The following is a 16,279-nucleotide window of genomic DNA, read 5'->3' as shown; positions in this document are numbered from 1 at the left end:
AGCCAAGTCATAGCCACGGTTTGCGATAAGTGCTGTATCCTCGGCGACTCCGACTTCACTAGTCAAATTTGAGGAATACGTCATAGCCGAGCATCCCACTCCCCCGGCGCCCTCCTCCGACTTCTCCGAACTGGCCCACTTCCGCTCCGTGTTCCTGCCCGGTGACCCGGCCCGGACCGGCAGCGTCGCCTTCTGGCGACCCGGCGGCGAGACTCCACCGACCGTGACGTCGGCGTCCGCCGCGGATCTGACCGTCGTCGTGCCCGGCGATGACGGCGTCGAGCCGCTGAGTGTGTCCGCGGTTCTGCTGCCGGTACGCGCGGCCCTGCCGGTCCTCACGCGTGCGCGTGCCGAAGCCCATGGGCACCGGTCCACCGTGTTCTGGGGTGCGGCGGCCGCGCACGCCCTGCACCTCGTCGCGCGCGGACTGCTGCTGCCGGGGCTGTCCCCGGGCGACCACGACGCCTGGCGCACGGGCCCGCTGCGCGCCCAGGACGTCGAGGCCGTGCGCCGCCTCGCCGCCGCCATGCCGCCCGAGGCGCACGCCGTGCCACTGGCGGGCGCCGGGCCGCTGCGGCTGCCCGACCCGGAGCGGCTGCTGCGCGCCTTCCTCGACGCGGTCGCCGACACCCTGCCCCGCTCTCCCGCCGCTCCGCTGGTCACCGGCGGCCCCGCCTATGCGTCGGCCGAGCCGGTGCGCCTGCCCGAGCAGCGCGCGTGGGCCGCCGACGTCGCCGCGGGCCACGACGCGGGAGTGCGGCTGTCGCTGCGGATCGAGGCGGGCGGCCTGATGGAAGCGGCGGACGCCGAAACGGACGCGGTGGACGCCGAAGCGGACGTGACGTTCCGGGCCGTGCTCCAGGTGCACAGCGTGAGCGATCCCGCGCTCGTGACGGACGCCGCGGACGTCTGGTCCGGCGCCGGAGGCGAGGCGTTCGGACCGCGCGCGCGGATGGACGCCCTGCTCGCCCTGCGCCGCGCTGCCCGGGCCTGGGCCCCGCTCACGCCCCTGCTGTCGGCGACCGTGCCGGACGCGGTCGAGCTCGCCGACGAGGAGGTCACCGAGCTGCTCGGCGCGGGCGCCCGCGCGCTGGAGGCCGCCGGCGTGGACGTGCACTGGCCGAAGGGGCTGACCCGCGAGCTCACCACGCGCGCGGAGGTGGGCCCTCCCGACGGCGAGCCAAAGTCCGGCACGTCCTTCGCGGCCATGCCGTCGTTCCTGTCCGCCGACGCGCTGCTCGCCTTCGACTGGTCGTTCGCGCTGGGCGACCGGCGGCTGAGCCGCGACGAGCTGGACCGGCTCGCCGAGGCCAAGCGCCCCGTGGTCCGGCTGCGCGACCAGTGGGTCCTGATCGACCCTCAGGAGGTGCGCCTGGCCCGCTCCCGGCAGGACCACAAGGTGACACCCGTGGACGCGCTGGGCGCGGCCCTGACGGGCTGGGCGGACGTGGACGGCCACCGGATCGAGGTGCGGCCCACCGGGTGGCTGGCGGCCCTGCGGGAGCGGCTCGCGGACCCCGAGGTCGAGCAGCCCGTCGAACAGCCGGCGGCGCTCGCCGCCACCCTGCGGGACTACCAGCGGCGAGGCCTGAACTGGCTCGCGGGTATGACCTCGCTGGGCCTCGGCTGCTGCCTCGCCGACGACATGGGACTCGGCAAGACGATCACGCTGATCGCCCTGCACCTGCACCGGCAGACCGACGCCCGGTCCGCCGGGCCCACCGTGGTGGTCTGCCCGACGTCCCTGATGGGCAACTGGCAGCGGGAGATCGAGCGGTTCGCCCCCGGCACACCCGTGCGGCGCTTCCACGGCGCGCGGCGCGGCCTCGACGGCCTGGCCGACGGGGAGTTCGTGCTCACCACGTACGGCACGATGCGCCTGGACGCGCGCCGGCTCGCCGGAGTGCCGTGGGGCATGCTCGTGGCGGACGAGGCCCAGCACGTGAAGAACCCGCACTCCTCGACCGCGCGGGCACTGCGTTCGATCGGCGCACGCGCGCGTGTGGCGCTCACCGGCACCCCGGTGGAGAACAACCTGTCGGAGCTGTGGGCGATCCTCGACTGGACCACTCCAGGGCTGCTGGGCCGCCTCGGCACCTTCCGCAGGCGGTACGCGGAGGACGTCGAGGGCGGTCAGGACCCGGCCGCCGCGGACCGGCTGGCCCGGCTCGTGCGGCCGTTCCTGCTCCGTCGCCGCAAGTCGGACCCGGGGATCGCGCCCGAGTTGCCGCCGAAGACGGAGACCGATCACGCCGTGTCGCTCACCCAGGAGCAGGCGGGCCTGTACGAGGCCGTGGTGCGCGAGGCGCTCGCGGAGATCGCCGGCGCGGACAGCATGGCGCGGCGCGGACTGATCGTGAAGCTGCTGACCGGCCTCAAGCAGGTCTGCAACCACCCGGCGCAGTACCTCAAGGAGGAGCGGCCGGTGATCGCCGGACGCTCCGGGAAGCTGGACCTGCTGGACGAACTGCTCGACACGATCCTCGCCGAGGAGGCGGGTGTGCTCGTCTTCACGCAGTACGTGCAGATGGCCCGCCTCCTCGAACGCCACCTCGCCGCCCGCGGCACGCCCTCGCAGTTCCTGCACGGAGGGACGCCCGTCGCCGAGCGCGAGGCCATGGTGCGGCGCTTCCAGGACGGTGAAGTGCCGGTGTTCCTCCTGTCGTTGAAGGCGGCGGGCACCGGTCTGAACCTCACCCGGGCCGAGCACGTCGTGCACTACGACCGCTGGTGGAACCCGGCCGTGGAGGCCCAGGCGACCGACCGCGCCTACCGCATCGGCCAGACCCGGCCCGTGCAGGTGCACCGGATCGTCGCCGAGGGAACCATCGAGGACCGCATCGCCGAACTGCTGGCCCGCAAACGGGAGCTGGCCGACGCGGTCCTCGGCTCCGGAGAGGCCGCCCTCACGGAGCTGACGGACGCGGAACTGGCGAACCTGGTCGAACTGCGAGGGGGCCTGCGATGACTCGGCACGACAGTGACACGGAGCGCACGTTCGCCGCGCTGCCGCCCGCGCACGGGCGGGGCTTCGCACAGACCTGGTGGGGTCAGGCGTGGCTGAAGGCGCTGGAGGACACGGCACTGGACTCGGCGCAGCTCAGGACGGGCCGCCGGCTCGCGCGCGCGGGAGCGGTCGGCGCCGTGTCGGTGCGCCCGGGGCGGCTCACGGCCGTCGTCCAGGACCGTGACCGTACGGCGCACCGGGCCGACGTCCTGCTGGAGGAGTTGTCGCCCGACCAGTGGGACCGCTTCCTGGACATGGCGGCGGAGCGGGCCGGGCATGTAGCGGCGCTGCTGGACCGTGAGATGCCGCCGCACCTGGTCGAGGACGCGGCGGCCGCGGGCATGGAACTGCTGCCGGGCCTGGGCGATCTGGAGCCGGAGTGCGACTGCGGAGCCTGGGACCACTGCGGGCACACGGCGGCGCTCTGCTACCAGGTGGCGCGTCTGCTGGACCAGGACCCCTTCGTCCTGCTCCTGATGCGCGGACGCGGCGAAGCCACCCTGCTGAACGCTCTCCAGTCGCGCGGCGACGCCTCCGCCACGGGGCGTTCCGACCAGGAAGGGGTGGACGCGGCCGAGGCGTACGCGGCCGGAGGCATCCTGCCTCCGCTGCCGCCCCTTCCCGAACTCCCCGACGAGCCGGGAGTGCCGCCGTCCCTGGACACCGAGACACCGCCCGCCCCGGGCATCGACCCGGCCGCGCTGGAGTTCCTGGCCGCGCGGACCGCCGTACAGGCCCACCGCATGCTCGCCGAGTCATTCCGGGGAACGGCCGAAGGGCACCCTTCGGGTGCGGAGTCGACCGTCTCGGAAGACGCCGTACGGCTGGCCGCGGGCGACCCCGGGCAGGAGGTGGCGGACCGTCTCGCCGCCGGGTCGGGACGCGGCCGGGAGGGTATGGCGGCGGCGGTCCGTGCCTGGCGCCACGGCGGTACGGCCGCGTTGGCCGTGCTCGATGAGGAGTGGAAGGCGCAGGGCGAGGCGCTCGCACGCGCGCGTGCCGCCCTGGAGTCGGCCTGGGACGCGGACGAGCGGCCGGAGCTGCGGGTGCGCGGCAACCGCTGGACGGTCGTCGGCGCACCGGTCCAGCTCCGCCTCGGCCGGGACGGCCGGTGGTGGCCGTACCACAAGGAGCGCGGCCGCTGGCTGCCCTCGGCAGGGGCCGCACAGGATCCGGCGACGGCACTGACGTCGGCGGAACTCGCCGCCGCAGAGGGAGCCGCTGCGAGCTCAGGGCAGTAGCCCGCCGGTGTCCAGGGAAGGCAGGAGCGACTCGAGGTCGCTGGGCAGATCGCTCGGCAGCCCGCTGGGAAAGCCCGACGGCAGCCGGGTCGGCAGCTTGCCGGGCAACTCGGTGGGCAGCTTCGTGGGGATACCGAAGGACGGATCGGGGGTACTGCTCGTGCTCCCGGCGGGCGGCTCCCGGTCCGGCGAGTCGTCGCTTCCCCTGGCCATCAGCACCACGACGGACACGGCTGCGACGGCCACGAGCACAGCGAGCAGGAGGAGCAGGGGATTCCGGCGCCGGGGAGGCCCGGGCGGATGCGGCGGTACGGGCGGCATGGCCATACCGCCCAGCGTCGCCGCGCACCGCCCAAGGCGGGAGGGGCGCCCGGAAGTTGGTACCGGCTCATGGCGTGGATCGCATGATTCCGGAGCATTACGGACCGTGATCCCGGAGCATTACGGCGATTTCGGAGCATTACGGCCCCGTTGGCCGGTCACACACCCCGTGACCGGCCAACGGACCCCCACGCGCGCGTGCGCTCAGCCACGCGCCCCCAGCAGGTGGTCCATCGCCAGCTGGTCCAAACGCTCGAAGGCCATGCCGCGGGCGGCGGCCGCCTCGACGTCGAAGGCCTCGAAGGCCGAGCGGTCGGCGAGCAGGGCCTGGAGGCCGTCCGCGGCGGTGGGCTGGGCCAGCTCGTCCAGGCGGGCCGCGCTCAGGGCCTCCTGGACCTCCGGGTCGGCGCGGAAGGCGGCGGCGCGCTCCTTGAGGATGAGGTAGTTGCGCATGCAGCCGGCCGCCGAGGCCCAGACCCCGTCCAGGTCCTCGGTCCGCGGGGGCTTGAAGTCGAAGTGCCGCGGGCCGCTGTAGCCGGCCGACTCCAGCAGGTCGACCAGCCAGAACGCGGCGCGCAGGTCGCCGGCGCCGAAGCGCAGGTCCTGGTCGTACTTGATGCCGGACTGGCCGTTGAGGTCGATGTGGAAGAGCTTGCCCGCCCACAGGGCCTGCGCGATGCCGTGCGGGAAGTTCAGCCCGGCCATCTGCTCGTGCCCGACCTCGGGGTTGACGCCGTACAGCTCCGGACGCTCCAGGCGCTCGATGAACGCCAGGGCGTGGCCGACCGTGGGCAGCAGGATGTCGCCGCGCGGCTCGTTCGGCTTGGGCTCGATCGCGAAGCGCAGGTCGTAGCCCTGGGAGGTGACGTACTCGCCGAGCAGGTCGAAGGCCTCCTTCATCCGGTCCAGGGCGGCGCGGACGTCCTTGGCGGCGCCCGACTCGGCACCTTCCCGGCCGCCCCAGGCCACGTACACCTGAGCGCCGAGCTCGACGGCGAGGTCGATGTTGCGGATGGTCTTGCGCAGCGCGTAACGGCGCACGTCGCGGTCGTTGGCCGTGAAGGCGCCGTCCTTGAAGACCGGGTGCGTGAAGAGGTTGGTGGTGGCCATCGGGACCTTCATGCCCGTGGCGTCCAGCGCCTGCCGGAAGCGCTTGATGTGGGTCTCGCGCTCGGTGTCGCTCGAGCCGAACGGGATCAGGTCGTCGTCGTGGAAGGTGACGCCGTGGGCGCCGAGCTCGGCCAGTCGCTGCACCGTCTCGACCGGGTCGAGGGCACGCCGCGTGGCGTCGCCGAAGGGATCCCGTCCCTGCCAGCCGACGGTCCACAAGCCGAAGGTGAACCTGTCCTCGGGGGTGGGCTGGTAGCTCATGCCGCGGCTCCTTGCTCGCTGAGGCTATTTCGTCATGCCGATTTACAAATTAGTATGCGAGCACCTTCCTGGGAAGAGACAAGGTGTCTCGGGACGAGAGCAGAGGGAGAAACCCGATGTCAGCAGCCGAGGGTCCGCTCGTCGTCGGCGTGGACTCGTCCACCCAGTCCACCAAGGCGCTGGTCGTCGACGCTGCGACCGGCCGGGTCGTCGCGAGCGGCCAGGCGCCGCACACGGTTTCCTCGGGGGCCGGGCGCGAGAGCGATCCGCGTCAGTGGTGGGACGCGTTGTGCGAGGCCCTGCGCCAGTGCGGCGACGCGGCGCACGAGGCCGCCGCGGTGTCGGTCGGTGGCCAGCAGCACGGCCTGGTCACGCTGGACGACCGGGGTGTGCCGGTGCGGCCCGCCCTGCTGTGGAACGACGTGCGCTCGGCGCCGCAGGCCCGCAGGCTTACGGAGGAGCTGGGCGGCGCGAAGTTCTGGGCCGAGCGCACCGGAAGCGTGCCCGCCGCCTCCTTCACCGTCACCAAGTGGGCCTGGCTGGCCGAGCACGAGCCGGAGGCGGCGCGCGCCACGAAGGCCGTGCGCCTCCCTCACGACTACCTGACCGAGCGGCTCACCGGGCAGGGCACGACCGACCGCGGCGACGTCTCGGGGACGGGCTGGTGGGCCTCCGGGACGGAAGGCTACGACGAGGAGATCCTGGCGCACGTGGGGCTCGACCCGGCCCTGCTGCCCCGTGTGGTCCGGCCCGGCGAGGTGGCGGGCACGGTGCGCGACAGCCATGATCTGCCGTTCTCCAAGGGCACCCTGGTCGCGCCCGGCACCGGCGACAACGCCGCGGCGGCGCTGGGCCTCGGGGTGCGTCCGGGCACGCCGGTGATGAGCCTCGGCACCTCGGGCACGGTGTACGCGGTGTCGCAGCGGCGGCCCGCCGACCCGAGCGGCACGGTGGCCGGCTTCGCCGACGCCCGCGGTGACTGGCTGCCGCTGGCCTGCACCCTGAACTGCACCCTCGCCGTGGACCGCGTGGCGACGCTGCTGGGCCTGGACCGCGAGGCCGTCGAACCCGGCACGGCCGTCACGCTGCTGCCCTTCCTGGACGGCGAACGCACCCCGAACCTGCCGAACGCCTCCGGGCTGCTGCACGGCCTGCGCCACGACACGACCGCCGGCCAGCTGCTCCAGGCCGCCTACGACGGTGCCGTGCACTCCCTGCTCGGCGCGCTCGACCTGGTCCTCGACGAGGACGCGGACCCCTCGGCGCCCCTGCTGCTGATCGGCGGCGGTGCCCGGGGCACGGCCTGGCAGCAGACCGTACGGCGGCTCTCGGGGCGTCCCGTGCAGGTGCCCGAGGCGAAGGAACTGGTGGCGCTCGGCGCCGCCGCGCAGGCGGCCGGGGTGCTGACCGGGGAGGACCCGGCGGCGGTCGCCCGGCGCTGGAACACGGCGGCCGGACCGGTGTTCGACCCCGTCGAGCGGGACGACGAGACGCTGGCCAGGATCGCCGGGGTACTCTCCGACGCGGCCCCGCTGCTGGAGCGGCCCACGGACACCCACTGAGGACTGGCGTCAGGCATGACCGCACCACTGCACGAGGCCCGTCCGGCCGGGCCGGGACGCGCCCTGCCGGACACCCAGCAGGGCATGCGCCGCCGCAACCTCGCCCGGGTCCTGCACGCCGTCCGGGCCGAGGGGCCGCTGTCCCGGGCCGCTGTCGCCTCACGTATCGGCCTGACCCGGGCGGCGGTCTCGACGCTCGTCGACGAACTTATCCGCTCGGGGCTGCTGGAGGAGCTGGGGCCCGAGCGGCCCGGCCGGGTGGGCCGCCCCGGTTCCGCGCTCGCGCTGAGCGGACGCGGCCCGGCGGGCATCGGCGCGGAGGTCGGCGTCGACCATCTCGCGGTCTGTGCCGTGGACCTGCGCGGCCAGACCCGGTCGCGGGCGATACGCCAGGGCGCGAACCGCGGCCGCTCCCCCGGGCCCGTGCTCGCCGAGCTCACCGAACTCATCCGCCGGGTCGTCGCCGAGGCGGAGGGCGAGGGCCTGTGGCCGGCCGGTCTCGCCGTGGCCGTGCCCGGTCTGGTGGCGCGTGACGCCCGGACCGTCGTACGCGCCCCGAACCTCGACTGGCACGACACGGACCTCGGTGACCTGCTGCCGGCGGACCTCCCGCTGACGGTGGACAACGAGGCCAACTTCGGCGCGCTCGCCGAACTCTGGCTGGGCGACGCCACACCGCGCGACTTCCTGCACGTGTCGGCGGAGATCGGCATCGGCGCGGCCGTCGTCGTGGACGGCGGACTCCTGCGCGGAACCCGCGGTTTCGCGGGCGAGTTGGGGCACGTGCCGGTCCAGCCGGACGGCCCGGAGTGCGCGTGCGGCGGGCGCGGGTGCCTGGAGCAGTACGCCGGCGAGGAGGCGGTGCTGCGCGCGGCCGGCCTGGAGCCGGACGAGGACCGGGTCGGGCTGCTGGCGGGGCGCGCGGCGGAGGGCGACGAAGACGTACGCCGCGCCCTGCGCGACGCGGGCATCGCGCTCGGGGTCGCCCTGACCGGGGCGGTCAATCTGCTCGACCCGGAGAGCGTGGTGCTGGGCGGGGAACTCTCCGGGCTGGCGCCGTGGCTGCTGCCGTCGTTGCGGGACGAGCTGGCGCGCCGGACGGCGGGTCCGGCCTGTCCCGTCTCCGTGTCCCGGCTGGGGCCGCAGGGTCCGCTGCTGGGCGCGGCGCACTCGGTCGTGCGGGCGGTGCTGGACGATCCGGCCACCGTTGCCGAGCGGGCCTGAAAGGGCCCTTGCCCCCCACGCGAGGCCGGTTCAGGACCCTGTCAATCACCCGGCCGGGTGAGCGAGTTGTCCACATCTTCGCGACCCTCCACCGAAAAGCCTCGCGTCCTTCGGACCGAACGGCAGGCGCCGTAACTTGATCACGCGGGCCGCGACCGCAACGGCCGCCGCCCCCAGCAGTCGAGCAAGAGACACCCGCCGTCGAGCCCGGGAGGCACCCACACATGGAACGGACGACCCCCTTCCCCAGCAGGCGAGGCATCCTCAAGGGCGCCGCCCTCATCTCCGTCCCCTCCGCCCTGTTCCCCGACACACGGGCCGGCGCCCGGCCCCAGGTCGTCGACCACCCCGGAGCCGCGTGGCATCCGGCGAGCCGCCACAACTACACGCCGTCGAACCGCCCCCGCACCCATCCGCTGCACTACGTGGTCATCCACGTCGCGCAGACGACCTACGCCGGCACCCTGTCCGTCTTCCGGAACCCCAGGAAGAAGGTGTCCGCGCACTACGTGGTGCGCTCGTCCGACGGGCACGTGGCGCAGTGCGTGCGCGAGGCGGACATCGCGTGGCACGCGGGGAACTGGGACTACAACACCCGCAGCATCGGCATCGAGCACGAGGGCTGGGTGGACCAGCCCAAATACTTCACCGACGCCATGTACGAGCGGTCGGCCCGGCTCACCGCGGCGATCTGCGCCAGGTACGACATCCCCAGGAACCGGGCGCACATCATCGGCCACCACGAGGTACCGGGCAGCGACCACACCGATCCGGGCCGCCACTGGGACTGGAAGCGCTACATGAGACTGGTCGACAACTCCCCCTGAGACCCGTCCGTTTCCCCACCCGGGCGCCCGGCACCCCACCTCACGTCCCGGTTACAAAACACTCAACCTCTGGTTGCGGCACGGTAAGCACGCGACGATGGGGCCATGACCCTGGCCCAGCGCGCCCTGGAGCGTTTGCAGGCCTGGCCCGACCTGATGGCGGGCCCGGCGAGTTGCGGTACCGGACGGGCGCTTCGTTCCGTCCGGGACGAGATCGTCCACTTCCACTCGACGCGGGACGTGGACCTCCACCTCACCCGCACGGCCATCCAGCGCTTCCACTACGACCTCGCCGGTTCGAGCGCCATCCACCTGGTTCCCGGATCGGGCTGGGTGACGGTCCACCTCGACTGCGAGGCGGACATCGACCTGCTGCTGAGCCTGGTGAGCATCGCCCTCAAGACCCACCAGACCCGGCCCACCGGGCAGGAGCAGCGGCTCGCCGGGTGCAACTTCCACCGTGTCACGGTCCTTCCGCGCGGCGCCGCGGCGGGCGGCTGAGCCGTGGCGACCCGACCGGAGGCCGTCAACGCCGAGGCCTGGCGCACGTACGGAGCACACCACCTGAGGCGGGGCACGGTGCTGCCCGAGGCGGCGCGGATCGACTGGGGGTTCGAGGGCGCCGGGCCGGGGATCGAGGTGCTCGGGGAGCTGACAGGCCGGCGCGTGCTGGACCTCGGGTGCGGTCCGGCGCGGCACGCCGCCCATCTGGTCCGTGCTCACGGCGCGCTGGTGGACGCCGTCGACTCCTCCGCCGGGCAGTTGGAGCGGGCGCGCGCCCGCTACGGCTCCCTGCCGGGGCTGCGCCTGGTCCTGGGCGACGCGGTGGAGCATCTGCGCTCGGTGGAGCCGTACGACGTCATCTACTCGGTCAACGCCGTGCCGTACATCGACCCGCACCGGCTGCTGCCCGCCCTGGCCGCGGCGCTCAAGCCGGGCGGCAGGCTCTGCTTCACCGTGCTGCACACCAACTCGCACGGTGACGGACCGTCGGACGAGGTCATCGCCCGGCCGGAGATCCTGCGGCTGGCCGGGGGCGGAGACGTCACCGTCCGGATGTGGGTCCTCGCCCCGGAACTCTGGACGGCACTGCTCGCCGAGCACGGGCTGCGCGTGGAGCAGGTCGACGTCCTCGACACGCCGCAGGCCGGCAACCACGCGTCGTACCGGCTCTTCCGGGTGACGCGGCCCGTCCGGGTCTCGTCCCGGCCGCGCACCGCCAAGCCGCCGAGGGCCCACGCCGCGATCGGGGTCGGCGCCATCGTGTACGGGCCCCGGGGCCTGCTCCTGGGCCGGCACCGGCACGGGACGTGGGAGCTGCCCGGCGGGACGGTGGAGCCCGGGGAGTCACTGCAGGAGACGGTCGTGCGCGAACTGGGCGAGGAGACGGGCCTGGCCGCCCGCGCCGAGGACGTCCGGCTCCTCGGGACACTCCTCGACGACGCCGGGGGTCTCGTACGGGTGACCGTGGCCGCCCGGGTCACCGCCTGGCGGGGAGAGCCGGCGGACCAGCCCGGGGAGAGCGTGGGCCACTGGCGCTGGTTCGCCCTGGATCGGCTGCCGGAGGAGCTGTTCGTGTGCAGCGCGCAGGCCCTCACCGCCTGGCGGCCGGGGCTGCCGATCGACCACGCGCCCGCCCACTTCACGCCGTACGGCACCGGAACGAGCGATGGCTGAAGCACCCGGAGGGGTGCGTGTTTTCAGCCGTTCCCGTGGAGTCGGCGCCCGGCCGCCCCGCCGGCCCTCGTGGTCTGGTGCACTGCCCCTGAGGATCCGGTGAGTTGACGAGGCATCAGGGGGCACGGTGGCAGGTCGTCGCAGACGGCGGGGAGCAGGCAGAGCGGTACTGGCGTTTCTCACGGCGTTCGGCGCGCTGACCGGGGCGGCCCTGGCGGGGGCGGCTCCGGCCGGCGCCGTCCACAAGGGCGTACGGATCGCGCCGGGGGTCAGATACGAGGAGTTCGACATCAAGGCCGCCAAGGGGGTGACGCACGCGCATGTGCTGAAGGTCGACCTGCGCCACCCGCGGGTACGGGTCGATCTGCTGTATCCCGGGGCCATGGCCTCGCGCGCGCAGGTCTCGCGGATGGCCGACGCCCAGGGGGCGGTCGCCGGTGTCAACGGCGACTTCTTCAACATCACCGAGACGCAGCATCCGGGGGTCGAGGTCACCGGCGCGAGCGTGGGCCCGGCGATCGCGGCCGGGCGGGCGCTCAAGGCGGCCGTGCCGAACGGCCAGCGTTTCGGCCCGGCGCTGCCGCCCGGCACGAGCACCGAGGACGTGTTCGGTGTCGGCAGGGACGGAGTGGCGCGGCTGGACCGGCTGGCCCTGGACGGCTCGGTCCGTACGGCCGAGGCGCAACTGCCGCTGGGCGGGCTCAACCAGTACGCGCTGCCGGTGGGTTCCGTCGGCGCGTTCACCTCCGACTGGGGCAGCGTCTCCCGCGTGCGCGCCACGTGCGGCACGGACACGGACCGGGCCGCGCCGTGCAGCACCGACACGTACGAGGTGACGGTCCGCGACGGCAAGGTCGTGTCGGCCGCCGACACACCCGGCAGCGGACCCATCGCCGCGGGCACCACCGTGCTGGTCGGCCGGGAGGCGGGCGCCCAGCAGTTGCGGAAACTGTCCGCCGGTGAAGCGGCCGAGGTCGAGCACCGTCTCGTGGCGGCCACGCACGGCGCCGCCTACCGCCTCGCCCTCGGCGGCTACCCGGTTCTCACGGGCGGCCGGCCGCTGCCGGGGCTGGACGACACGACGTCGGCCGTTCGTACGGCCGTGGGCATCACCGACGGCGGACGGCGCGTGCTGCTGTTCGCGCTGGACGGCGCCGCCGCCTACCGCAGTGGCCTGACGATCGCCGAAGTGGCCGACGTCATGCGGAAGCTGGGCTCGGACGCCGCCTTCAGCCTGGACGGCGGCGGGTCGTCGACGCTGGTCGCCCGGAAGGCGGGCGCGAGCGGCGTCTCGGTCCGCAACCACCCCAGCGGCGGTGCCGAACGCGCCGTCGCGAACGGCATCGGCGTGTTCTCCGGGCCGTGACGTCAGGGCCGCAGACTGCTGACGATGTCCGCCGTCGCCGTGAGGCCGCTGTGGATGGTCGGGGCGATGCTGGTGCTGGCCAGGTAGAAGCCGAGGAGCAGGCAGACCAGGGCATGGGAGACCTTCAGCCCGCCGTTGCGCAGGAAGATCACCGCCAGGACCGAGAGCAGCAGCACCACAGAGATGGAAATGGCCATCGTCAACTCCTCCGCCACGCCGCCATGTCTGGTTCACGGCGTTCGGCCGTAAGTGTGGCGTAGCGGAGGGTTCATCCGGGCCGCTGACCTGTCCGCCGAACGTGTGATGTCCCCTGCGGGCCCGACGGCCCTACGCCGCCCGCCCGGGCGTCCAGGAAGGCCTCCAGTCCGGCGAGGTCGTCGGTGTTGAGGTGGTCGACATCGGCGGCGAGCAGTTCGGCCCACAGCGCCTCCCGGGCTGGTCCGGCCAGGTCCGGGGTCGCCCAGAACCGTAGCTTCTGCCCCCGCCGGTGCGCGGCCCGGACGATACTCCGCAGCTTCTCCCGCTCGGCGTCCGGGAACGCGCCCACGCCCTGCCAGGTGAAGTGGAGCGTCCAGTTGTCGCTGATCAGCGGGATGAGGGAGGCCGGCGCCCCGCCGCCGAGGTCGGCGAGCCGGCCGTCGTAGAAGGCACGCCGGACGGTCTGGGCCTCCATCGGGGCACGGGCCGCGCGGTCGCCGGAGACGACGGCGGTGACCGGGCCGGGGAGGACCCGGCCGTGGGCGTAGGTCGTGAACAGGTGCCGGTAGCGCCTGAGCCGGCGGTCGAGTTCGAGGTACGTCGACGAGCCCTCGGTCTTGATGTCGACGAGCAGTTGCAGCGACCCGCGGTACCCCCGGTACACGCGGCCGCGGTTGGCCCGCACACGCGCGGCGAGCGGGTCGAGGTAGAGGGACTCCAGCGTGCGGGCCGGGTCGAGGTCCTCCGGGTCGTGGCCGACGAGGAGTTGGTCGCCGACCAGGTAGATGTCGGCCTCGACGCTGCCGAAGCGGTGGTCGAGGGCGTCGAGCAGGGGTCGCGGATGCTCGTAGTCGTTGTGGGCGTGGGCCCGCCACAACGGGCGGGGCCCGTGCCGCCGTTCACCGGCGAGGGCGTCGGTGGCGGGGAGGGCGACCGAGCCCGCGAGGGCGGCGCCGAGGGTGGTGAGGGCTCTGCGACGGGTGGTGAGGTCCATGCTCTGCCTCCCTGGGAGTGCCGTACGGGAACCCTGCGAGTATGGGGTTCGCGCAGGGCCAAGGAGCAGCGCCTTGCGGGGAGTTGGCGAGAGTGCCGTCGTGCGTTCACTTCACCGGGGCGGGGCACACGAAAAGCCCGCCCCGGGTGGGACGGGCTTCTCACCGGCGTCGGCCGGATGTCTGTCAGGTCTGCCTGTCAGGTCTGCCTATCAGGTCCGTCTGTCAGGGGGGCCTGGAGGTCGACCAGTGCGGCCAGTGCCTCCCGGTGGGCGCCGGCCGTGCCGTAGGCGATCGAGTCGGCCTTCGCACGCTTCAGGTACAGGTGCACCGGGTGCTCCCACGTCATGCCGATGCCGCCGTGCAGTTGCAGTGCCTCCTCGGCGGCGTGGACGGCCACGGGCGCCGCGTAGGCCTGGGCGACGGTGACCGCCACGTCGACGTCCTGGCCGGTCGACAGGGCGTCGGCGGCATTGCGGGCGGCCGCGCGGAGGTTGGCGACTTCCAGCCACAGCTGGGCCAGCCGGTGCTTGAGCGCCTGGAAGCCGCCGACGGGCCGGTTGAACTGCTTGCGGTCCTTGAGGTAGCGGACAGTCTCCGTCAGTGTCCAGTCGGCCAGTCCGAGCTGTTCGGAGGCGAGCAGCCCGGCTCCGGCGCGCAGGGCCCGGCGCACGGCGGGTTCGGCGTCGCCCAGCAGGCGGCCCGGCGCTCCGTCGAGGGTGACGGTCGCGAGCGGCCGGGTCAGGTCCAGGGAGATCTGGGGTGTGACGGTCGCGGCGGTGGCGTCGACCGCGTAGAGGCCGCCGTCGTCGGCGGGCACGAGCAGCACGTCGGCGACGGCCGCGTCCGCGATGCCGGTCAGGTCGCCGTACAGCAGGCCGTTCTCGTGCCGGACGACCTTGTAGGCGGTGCTCGGTGCGACGTTGAGGGCGACCGCGAGGGCTCCGATCGAGGTCCCGGAGGCGAGCTCGGTGAGCAGGTCGTCGGTACCGCAGGCCAGCAGCGCCTCGGTGGCGACGACCGCGCTCGTGAGGTACGGGACGGGCGCGACCGCACGCCCCAGCTCCTCCAGCACCACGGCGGCTTCCCGGTGCGTGGCGCCCTGGCCGTCCAGTTCCTCGGGCACCAGCAGGCCCGCGAGACCCATGCCGTCGGTGAGGGCCTTCCACAGCGCCAGGTGGTGCGGGGTGTCCGACTCGACGCGGGCGATGACGCCCGGGGCGTCGCAGTGGTCGGCGAGCAGGCCGCGGACGGCGGCGCGCAGCGCCTCCTCCTCTTCCGAGTACAACAGGTCGCTCATCGGGCGAGGTCCTTCCAGGCGACGTCCTTGTCGGTGCGCGGTTCGGCGGGCAGGCCGAGGACGCGCTCGGCGACGATGTTCAGCAGGACCTCGCTGGTCCCGCCCTCGATGCTGTTGCCCTTGGAGCGCAGGTAGCGGTAGCCGGCCTCGCGGCCGGTGAAGTCGACCAGCTCCGGTCGGCGCATGGTCCAGTCGTCGTACAGCAGACCCTCTTCACCGAGGAGTTCCACTTCCAGGCCGCTGATCTCCTGGTTGAGGCGGGCGAAGGCGAGCTTCATGCCGGCGCCCTCGGGGCCGGGCTGGCCGGCCACGAGCTGCTGGCGCAGCCGCTCGCCGGTGAGCCGGGCGACCTCGGCGTCGACCCAGAGCTTCAGCAGGCGCTGGTGCAGGTCGTGGGTGCGCAGCTCCGGGCGCTCGCGCCAGGTCGTGGATACCGGGCCGATCATGCCGCCCTCGCGGGGCAGCCGCATGCCGCCGATGGCCACGCGCTCGTTGTTCAGGGTCATCTGCGCGACCCGCCAGCCGTCACCCACCTCGCCGAGGCGGCGGGAGTCCGGGATGCGGACGTCGGTGAGGAACACCTCGTTGAACTCGGCCTCGCCGGTGATCTGCCGCAGCGGCCGGACCTCGACACCCGGGTCGGTCATGTCGCAGACGAAGTACGTGATGCCCCGGTGCTTGGGCACGTCCGGGTCGGTGCGGGCGATGAGGATCGCCCAGCGCGCCACGTGGGCGCTGGACGTCCAGACCTTCTGTCCGTTGACGACCCAGTCATCGCCCTCCCGCACGGCCCTGGTGCCCAGGGCGGCGAGGTCGGATCCGGCGCCCGGCTCGCTGAACAGCTGGCACCAGACCTCCTCCCCCGTCCACAGGGGCCTCAGGTACCGCCGCTTCTGCTCCTCGGTGCCGTAGCCCAGGATGGTCGGCGCGGCCATGCCGAGGCCGATGCCGATGCGCCGCGGGTCGTTGTCGGGCGCCCCGGCCGCCTCCAGTTCGGCGTCCACGACGGCCTGGAGGGAACGGGGAGCGCCGAGTCCGCCGAGGCCCTCCGGGTAGTGCACCCACGCCAGTCCGGCGTCGAAGCGGGCCCGCAGGAAGTCCAGGCGGTCGGTCGAGGCCGGCGGATGCGCGGCCAGCAACTCCCGCGTACGGGACCGCAGTTCCTCGGCCCCGGGCACCCCGCGCCGCTCTCC

At 73.6% G+C, this 16,279-nt stretch carries 14 protein-coding genes; 8 read left to right on the top strand and 6 right to left on the bottom strand.

Features of this window, described 5'->3' with window-relative positions:
• Nucleotides 1–148 precede the first annotated feature (148 nt).
• Together AC07F0_RS26205 and AC07F0_RS26200 are read left to right on the top strand one after the other, a co-directional pair.
• Nucleotides 149–2,968, top strand: a complete 2,820-nt coding sequence (locus AC07F0_RS26205) for a DEAD/DEAH box helicase (RefSeq protein WP_478982340.1) — start codon at nucleotides 149–151, stop codon at nucleotides 2,966–2,968.
• Nucleotides 2,965–4,248, top strand: coding sequence for an SWIM zinc finger family protein (locus tag AC07F0_RS26200; protein WP_478982338.1), 1,284 nt, complete (start codon nucleotides 2,965–2,967; stop codon nucleotides 4,246–4,248). The genes AC07F0_RS26205 and AC07F0_RS26200 overlap by 4 nt, the downstream gene beginning before the upstream one ends.
• Here AC07F0_RS26200 and AC07F0_RS26195 read toward each other — a convergent pair.
• The gene (locus AC07F0_RS26195) at nucleotides 4,237–4,575 is read right to left on the bottom strand and encodes a hypothetical protein (protein ID WP_478982336.1); all 339 of its coding nucleotides are present in this window, start codon (nucleotides 4,573–4,575) and stop codon (nucleotides 4,237–4,239) included. The genes AC07F0_RS26200 and AC07F0_RS26195 overlap by 12 nt on opposite strands.
• Before the next feature lie 198 nt (nucleotides 4,576–4,773).
• Nucleotides 4,774–5,940 carry a xylose isomerase gene (xylA, locus tag AC07F0_RS26190; protein WP_478982334.1) on the bottom strand — a complete coding sequence of 389 codons (1,167 nt, stop codon included), beginning with the start codon at nucleotides 5,938–5,940 and terminating at the stop codon, nucleotides 4,774–4,776.
• 116 nt (nucleotides 5,941–6,056) lie between these two features.
• Between xylA and xylB the strand changes: the two genes are divergently transcribed.
• The 6 genes from xylB (at nucleotide 6,057) to AC07F0_RS26160 (ending at nucleotide 12,596) form a co-directional block, all read left to right on the top strand.
• Nucleotides 6,057–7,502 (top strand): xylulokinase, encoded by a 1,446-nt coding sequence (gene xylB, locus AC07F0_RS26185; RefSeq protein WP_478982332.1) that lies wholly within the window; start codon nucleotides 6,057–6,059, stop codon nucleotides 7,500–7,502.
• Between the two features lie 15 nt (nucleotides 7,503–7,517).
• Nucleotides 7,518–8,726, top strand: coding sequence for an ROK family protein (locus AC07F0_RS26180; protein WP_478982330.1), 1,209 nt, complete (start codon nucleotides 7,518–7,520; stop codon nucleotides 8,724–8,726).
• Nucleotides 8,727–8,950: 224 nt separating this feature from the next.
• Complete coding sequence (locus AC07F0_RS26175; RefSeq protein WP_478982328.1) at nucleotides 8,951–9,553, top strand: N-acetylmuramoyl-L-alanine amidase; 603 nt, start codon at nucleotides 8,951–8,953, stop codon at nucleotides 9,551–9,553.
• Between the two features lie 105 nt (nucleotides 9,554–9,658).
• Nucleotides 9,659–10,054, top strand: coding sequence for a luciferase domain-containing protein (locus AC07F0_RS26170; protein WP_478982326.1), 396 nt, complete (start codon nucleotides 9,659–9,661; stop codon nucleotides 10,052–10,054).
• 3 nt (nucleotides 10,055–10,057) lie between these two features.
• A complete protein-coding gene (locus AC07F0_RS26165) occupies nucleotides 10,058–11,230 on the top strand; it encodes a bifunctional class I SAM-dependent methyltransferase/NUDIX hydrolase (protein ID WP_478982325.1) in 1,173 nt (390 codons plus the stop codon).
• A 127-nt stretch (nucleotides 11,231–11,357) separates the two neighbouring features.
• On the top strand, nucleotides 11,358–12,596 hold the full coding sequence (locus AC07F0_RS26160) for a phosphodiester glycosidase family protein (RefSeq protein WP_478982323.1): 1,239 nt from the start codon (nucleotides 11,358–11,360) through the stop codon (nucleotides 12,594–12,596).
• A gap of 2 nt (nucleotides 12,597–12,598) precedes the next feature.
• Here AC07F0_RS26160 and AC07F0_RS26155 read toward each other — a convergent pair whose 3' ends face one another.
• From AC07F0_RS26155 to AC07F0_RS26140, 4 genes are all read right to left on the bottom strand, one after another.
• Nucleotides 12,599–12,793: a hypothetical protein gene (locus AC07F0_RS26155; protein ID WP_387837457.1), complete on the bottom strand. Its 195-nt coding sequence runs from the start codon at nucleotides 12,791–12,793 to the stop codon at nucleotides 12,599–12,601.
• Nucleotides 12,794–12,864: 71 nt separating this feature from the next.
• Entirely contained in the window at nucleotides 12,865–13,788 is a 924-nt protein-coding gene (locus tag AC07F0_RS26150) for a phosphatidylinositol-specific phospholipase C/glycerophosphodiester phosphodiesterase family protein (RefSeq protein ID WP_478982321.1), read from the bottom strand.
• Between the two features lie 197 nt (nucleotides 13,789–13,985).
• On the bottom strand, nucleotides 13,986–15,086 hold the full coding sequence (locus tag AC07F0_RS26145; protein ID WP_478982319.1) for an acyl-CoA dehydrogenase family protein: 1,101 nt from the start codon (nucleotides 15,084–15,086) through the stop codon (nucleotides 13,986–13,988).
• Nucleotides 15,083–16,264 (bottom strand): acyl-CoA dehydrogenase family protein, encoded by a 1,182-nt coding sequence (locus AC07F0_RS26140; protein ID WP_436728291.1) that lies wholly within the window; start codon nucleotides 16,262–16,264, stop codon nucleotides 15,083–15,085. The genes AC07F0_RS26145 and AC07F0_RS26140 overlap by 4 nt, the downstream gene beginning before the upstream one ends.
• Nucleotides 16,265–16,279 lie beyond the last annotated feature (15 nt).

This window comes from Streptomyces sp. NPDC045955, from assembly GCF_056430805.1.
Note: the sequence above shows the minus strand (reverse complement) of the source record. Positions and strands in the feature narration are given on the sequence as shown.

Bases quoted from the DNA above. Each gene is read 5' to 3' on its own strand.
- AC07F0_RS26200 (WP_478982338.1), top strand. From the start codon at position 2,965: ATGACTCGGCACGACAGTGACACGGAGCGCACGTTCGCCGCGCTGCCG.
- AC07F0_RS26195 (WP_478982336.1), bottom strand. From the start codon at position 4,575: ATGGCCATGCCGCCCGTACCGCCGCATCCGCCCGGGCCTCCCCGGCGC.
- xylA (WP_478982334.1), bottom strand. From the start codon at position 5,940: ATGAGCTACCAGCCCACCCCCGAGGACAGGTTCACCTTCGGCTTGTGG.
- xylB (WP_478982332.1), top strand. From the start codon at position 6,057: ATGTCAGCAGCCGAGGGTCCGCTCGTCGTCGGCGTGGACTCGTCCACC.
- AC07F0_RS26180 (WP_478982330.1), top strand. From the start codon at position 7,518: ATGACCGCACCACTGCACGAGGCCCGTCCGGCCGGGCCGGGACGCGCC.
- AC07F0_RS26175 (WP_478982328.1), top strand. From the start codon at position 8,951: ATGGAACGGACGACCCCCTTCCCCAGCAGGCGAGGCATCCTCAAGGGC.
- AC07F0_RS26170 (WP_478982326.1), top strand. From the start codon at position 9,659: ATGACCCTGGCCCAGCGCGCCCTGGAGCGTTTGCAGGCCTGGCCCGAC.
- AC07F0_RS26155 (WP_387837457.1), bottom strand. From the start codon at position 12,793: ATGGCCATTTCCATCTCTGTGGTGCTGCTGCTCTCGGTCCTGGCGGTG.
- AC07F0_RS26150 (WP_478982321.1), bottom strand. From the start codon at position 13,788: ATGGACCTCACCACCCGTCGCAGAGCCCTCACCACCCTCGGCGCCGCC.
- AC07F0_RS26145 (WP_478982319.1), bottom strand. From the start codon at position 15,086: ATGAGCGACCTGTTGTACTCGGAAGAGGAGGAGGCGCTGCGCGCCGCC.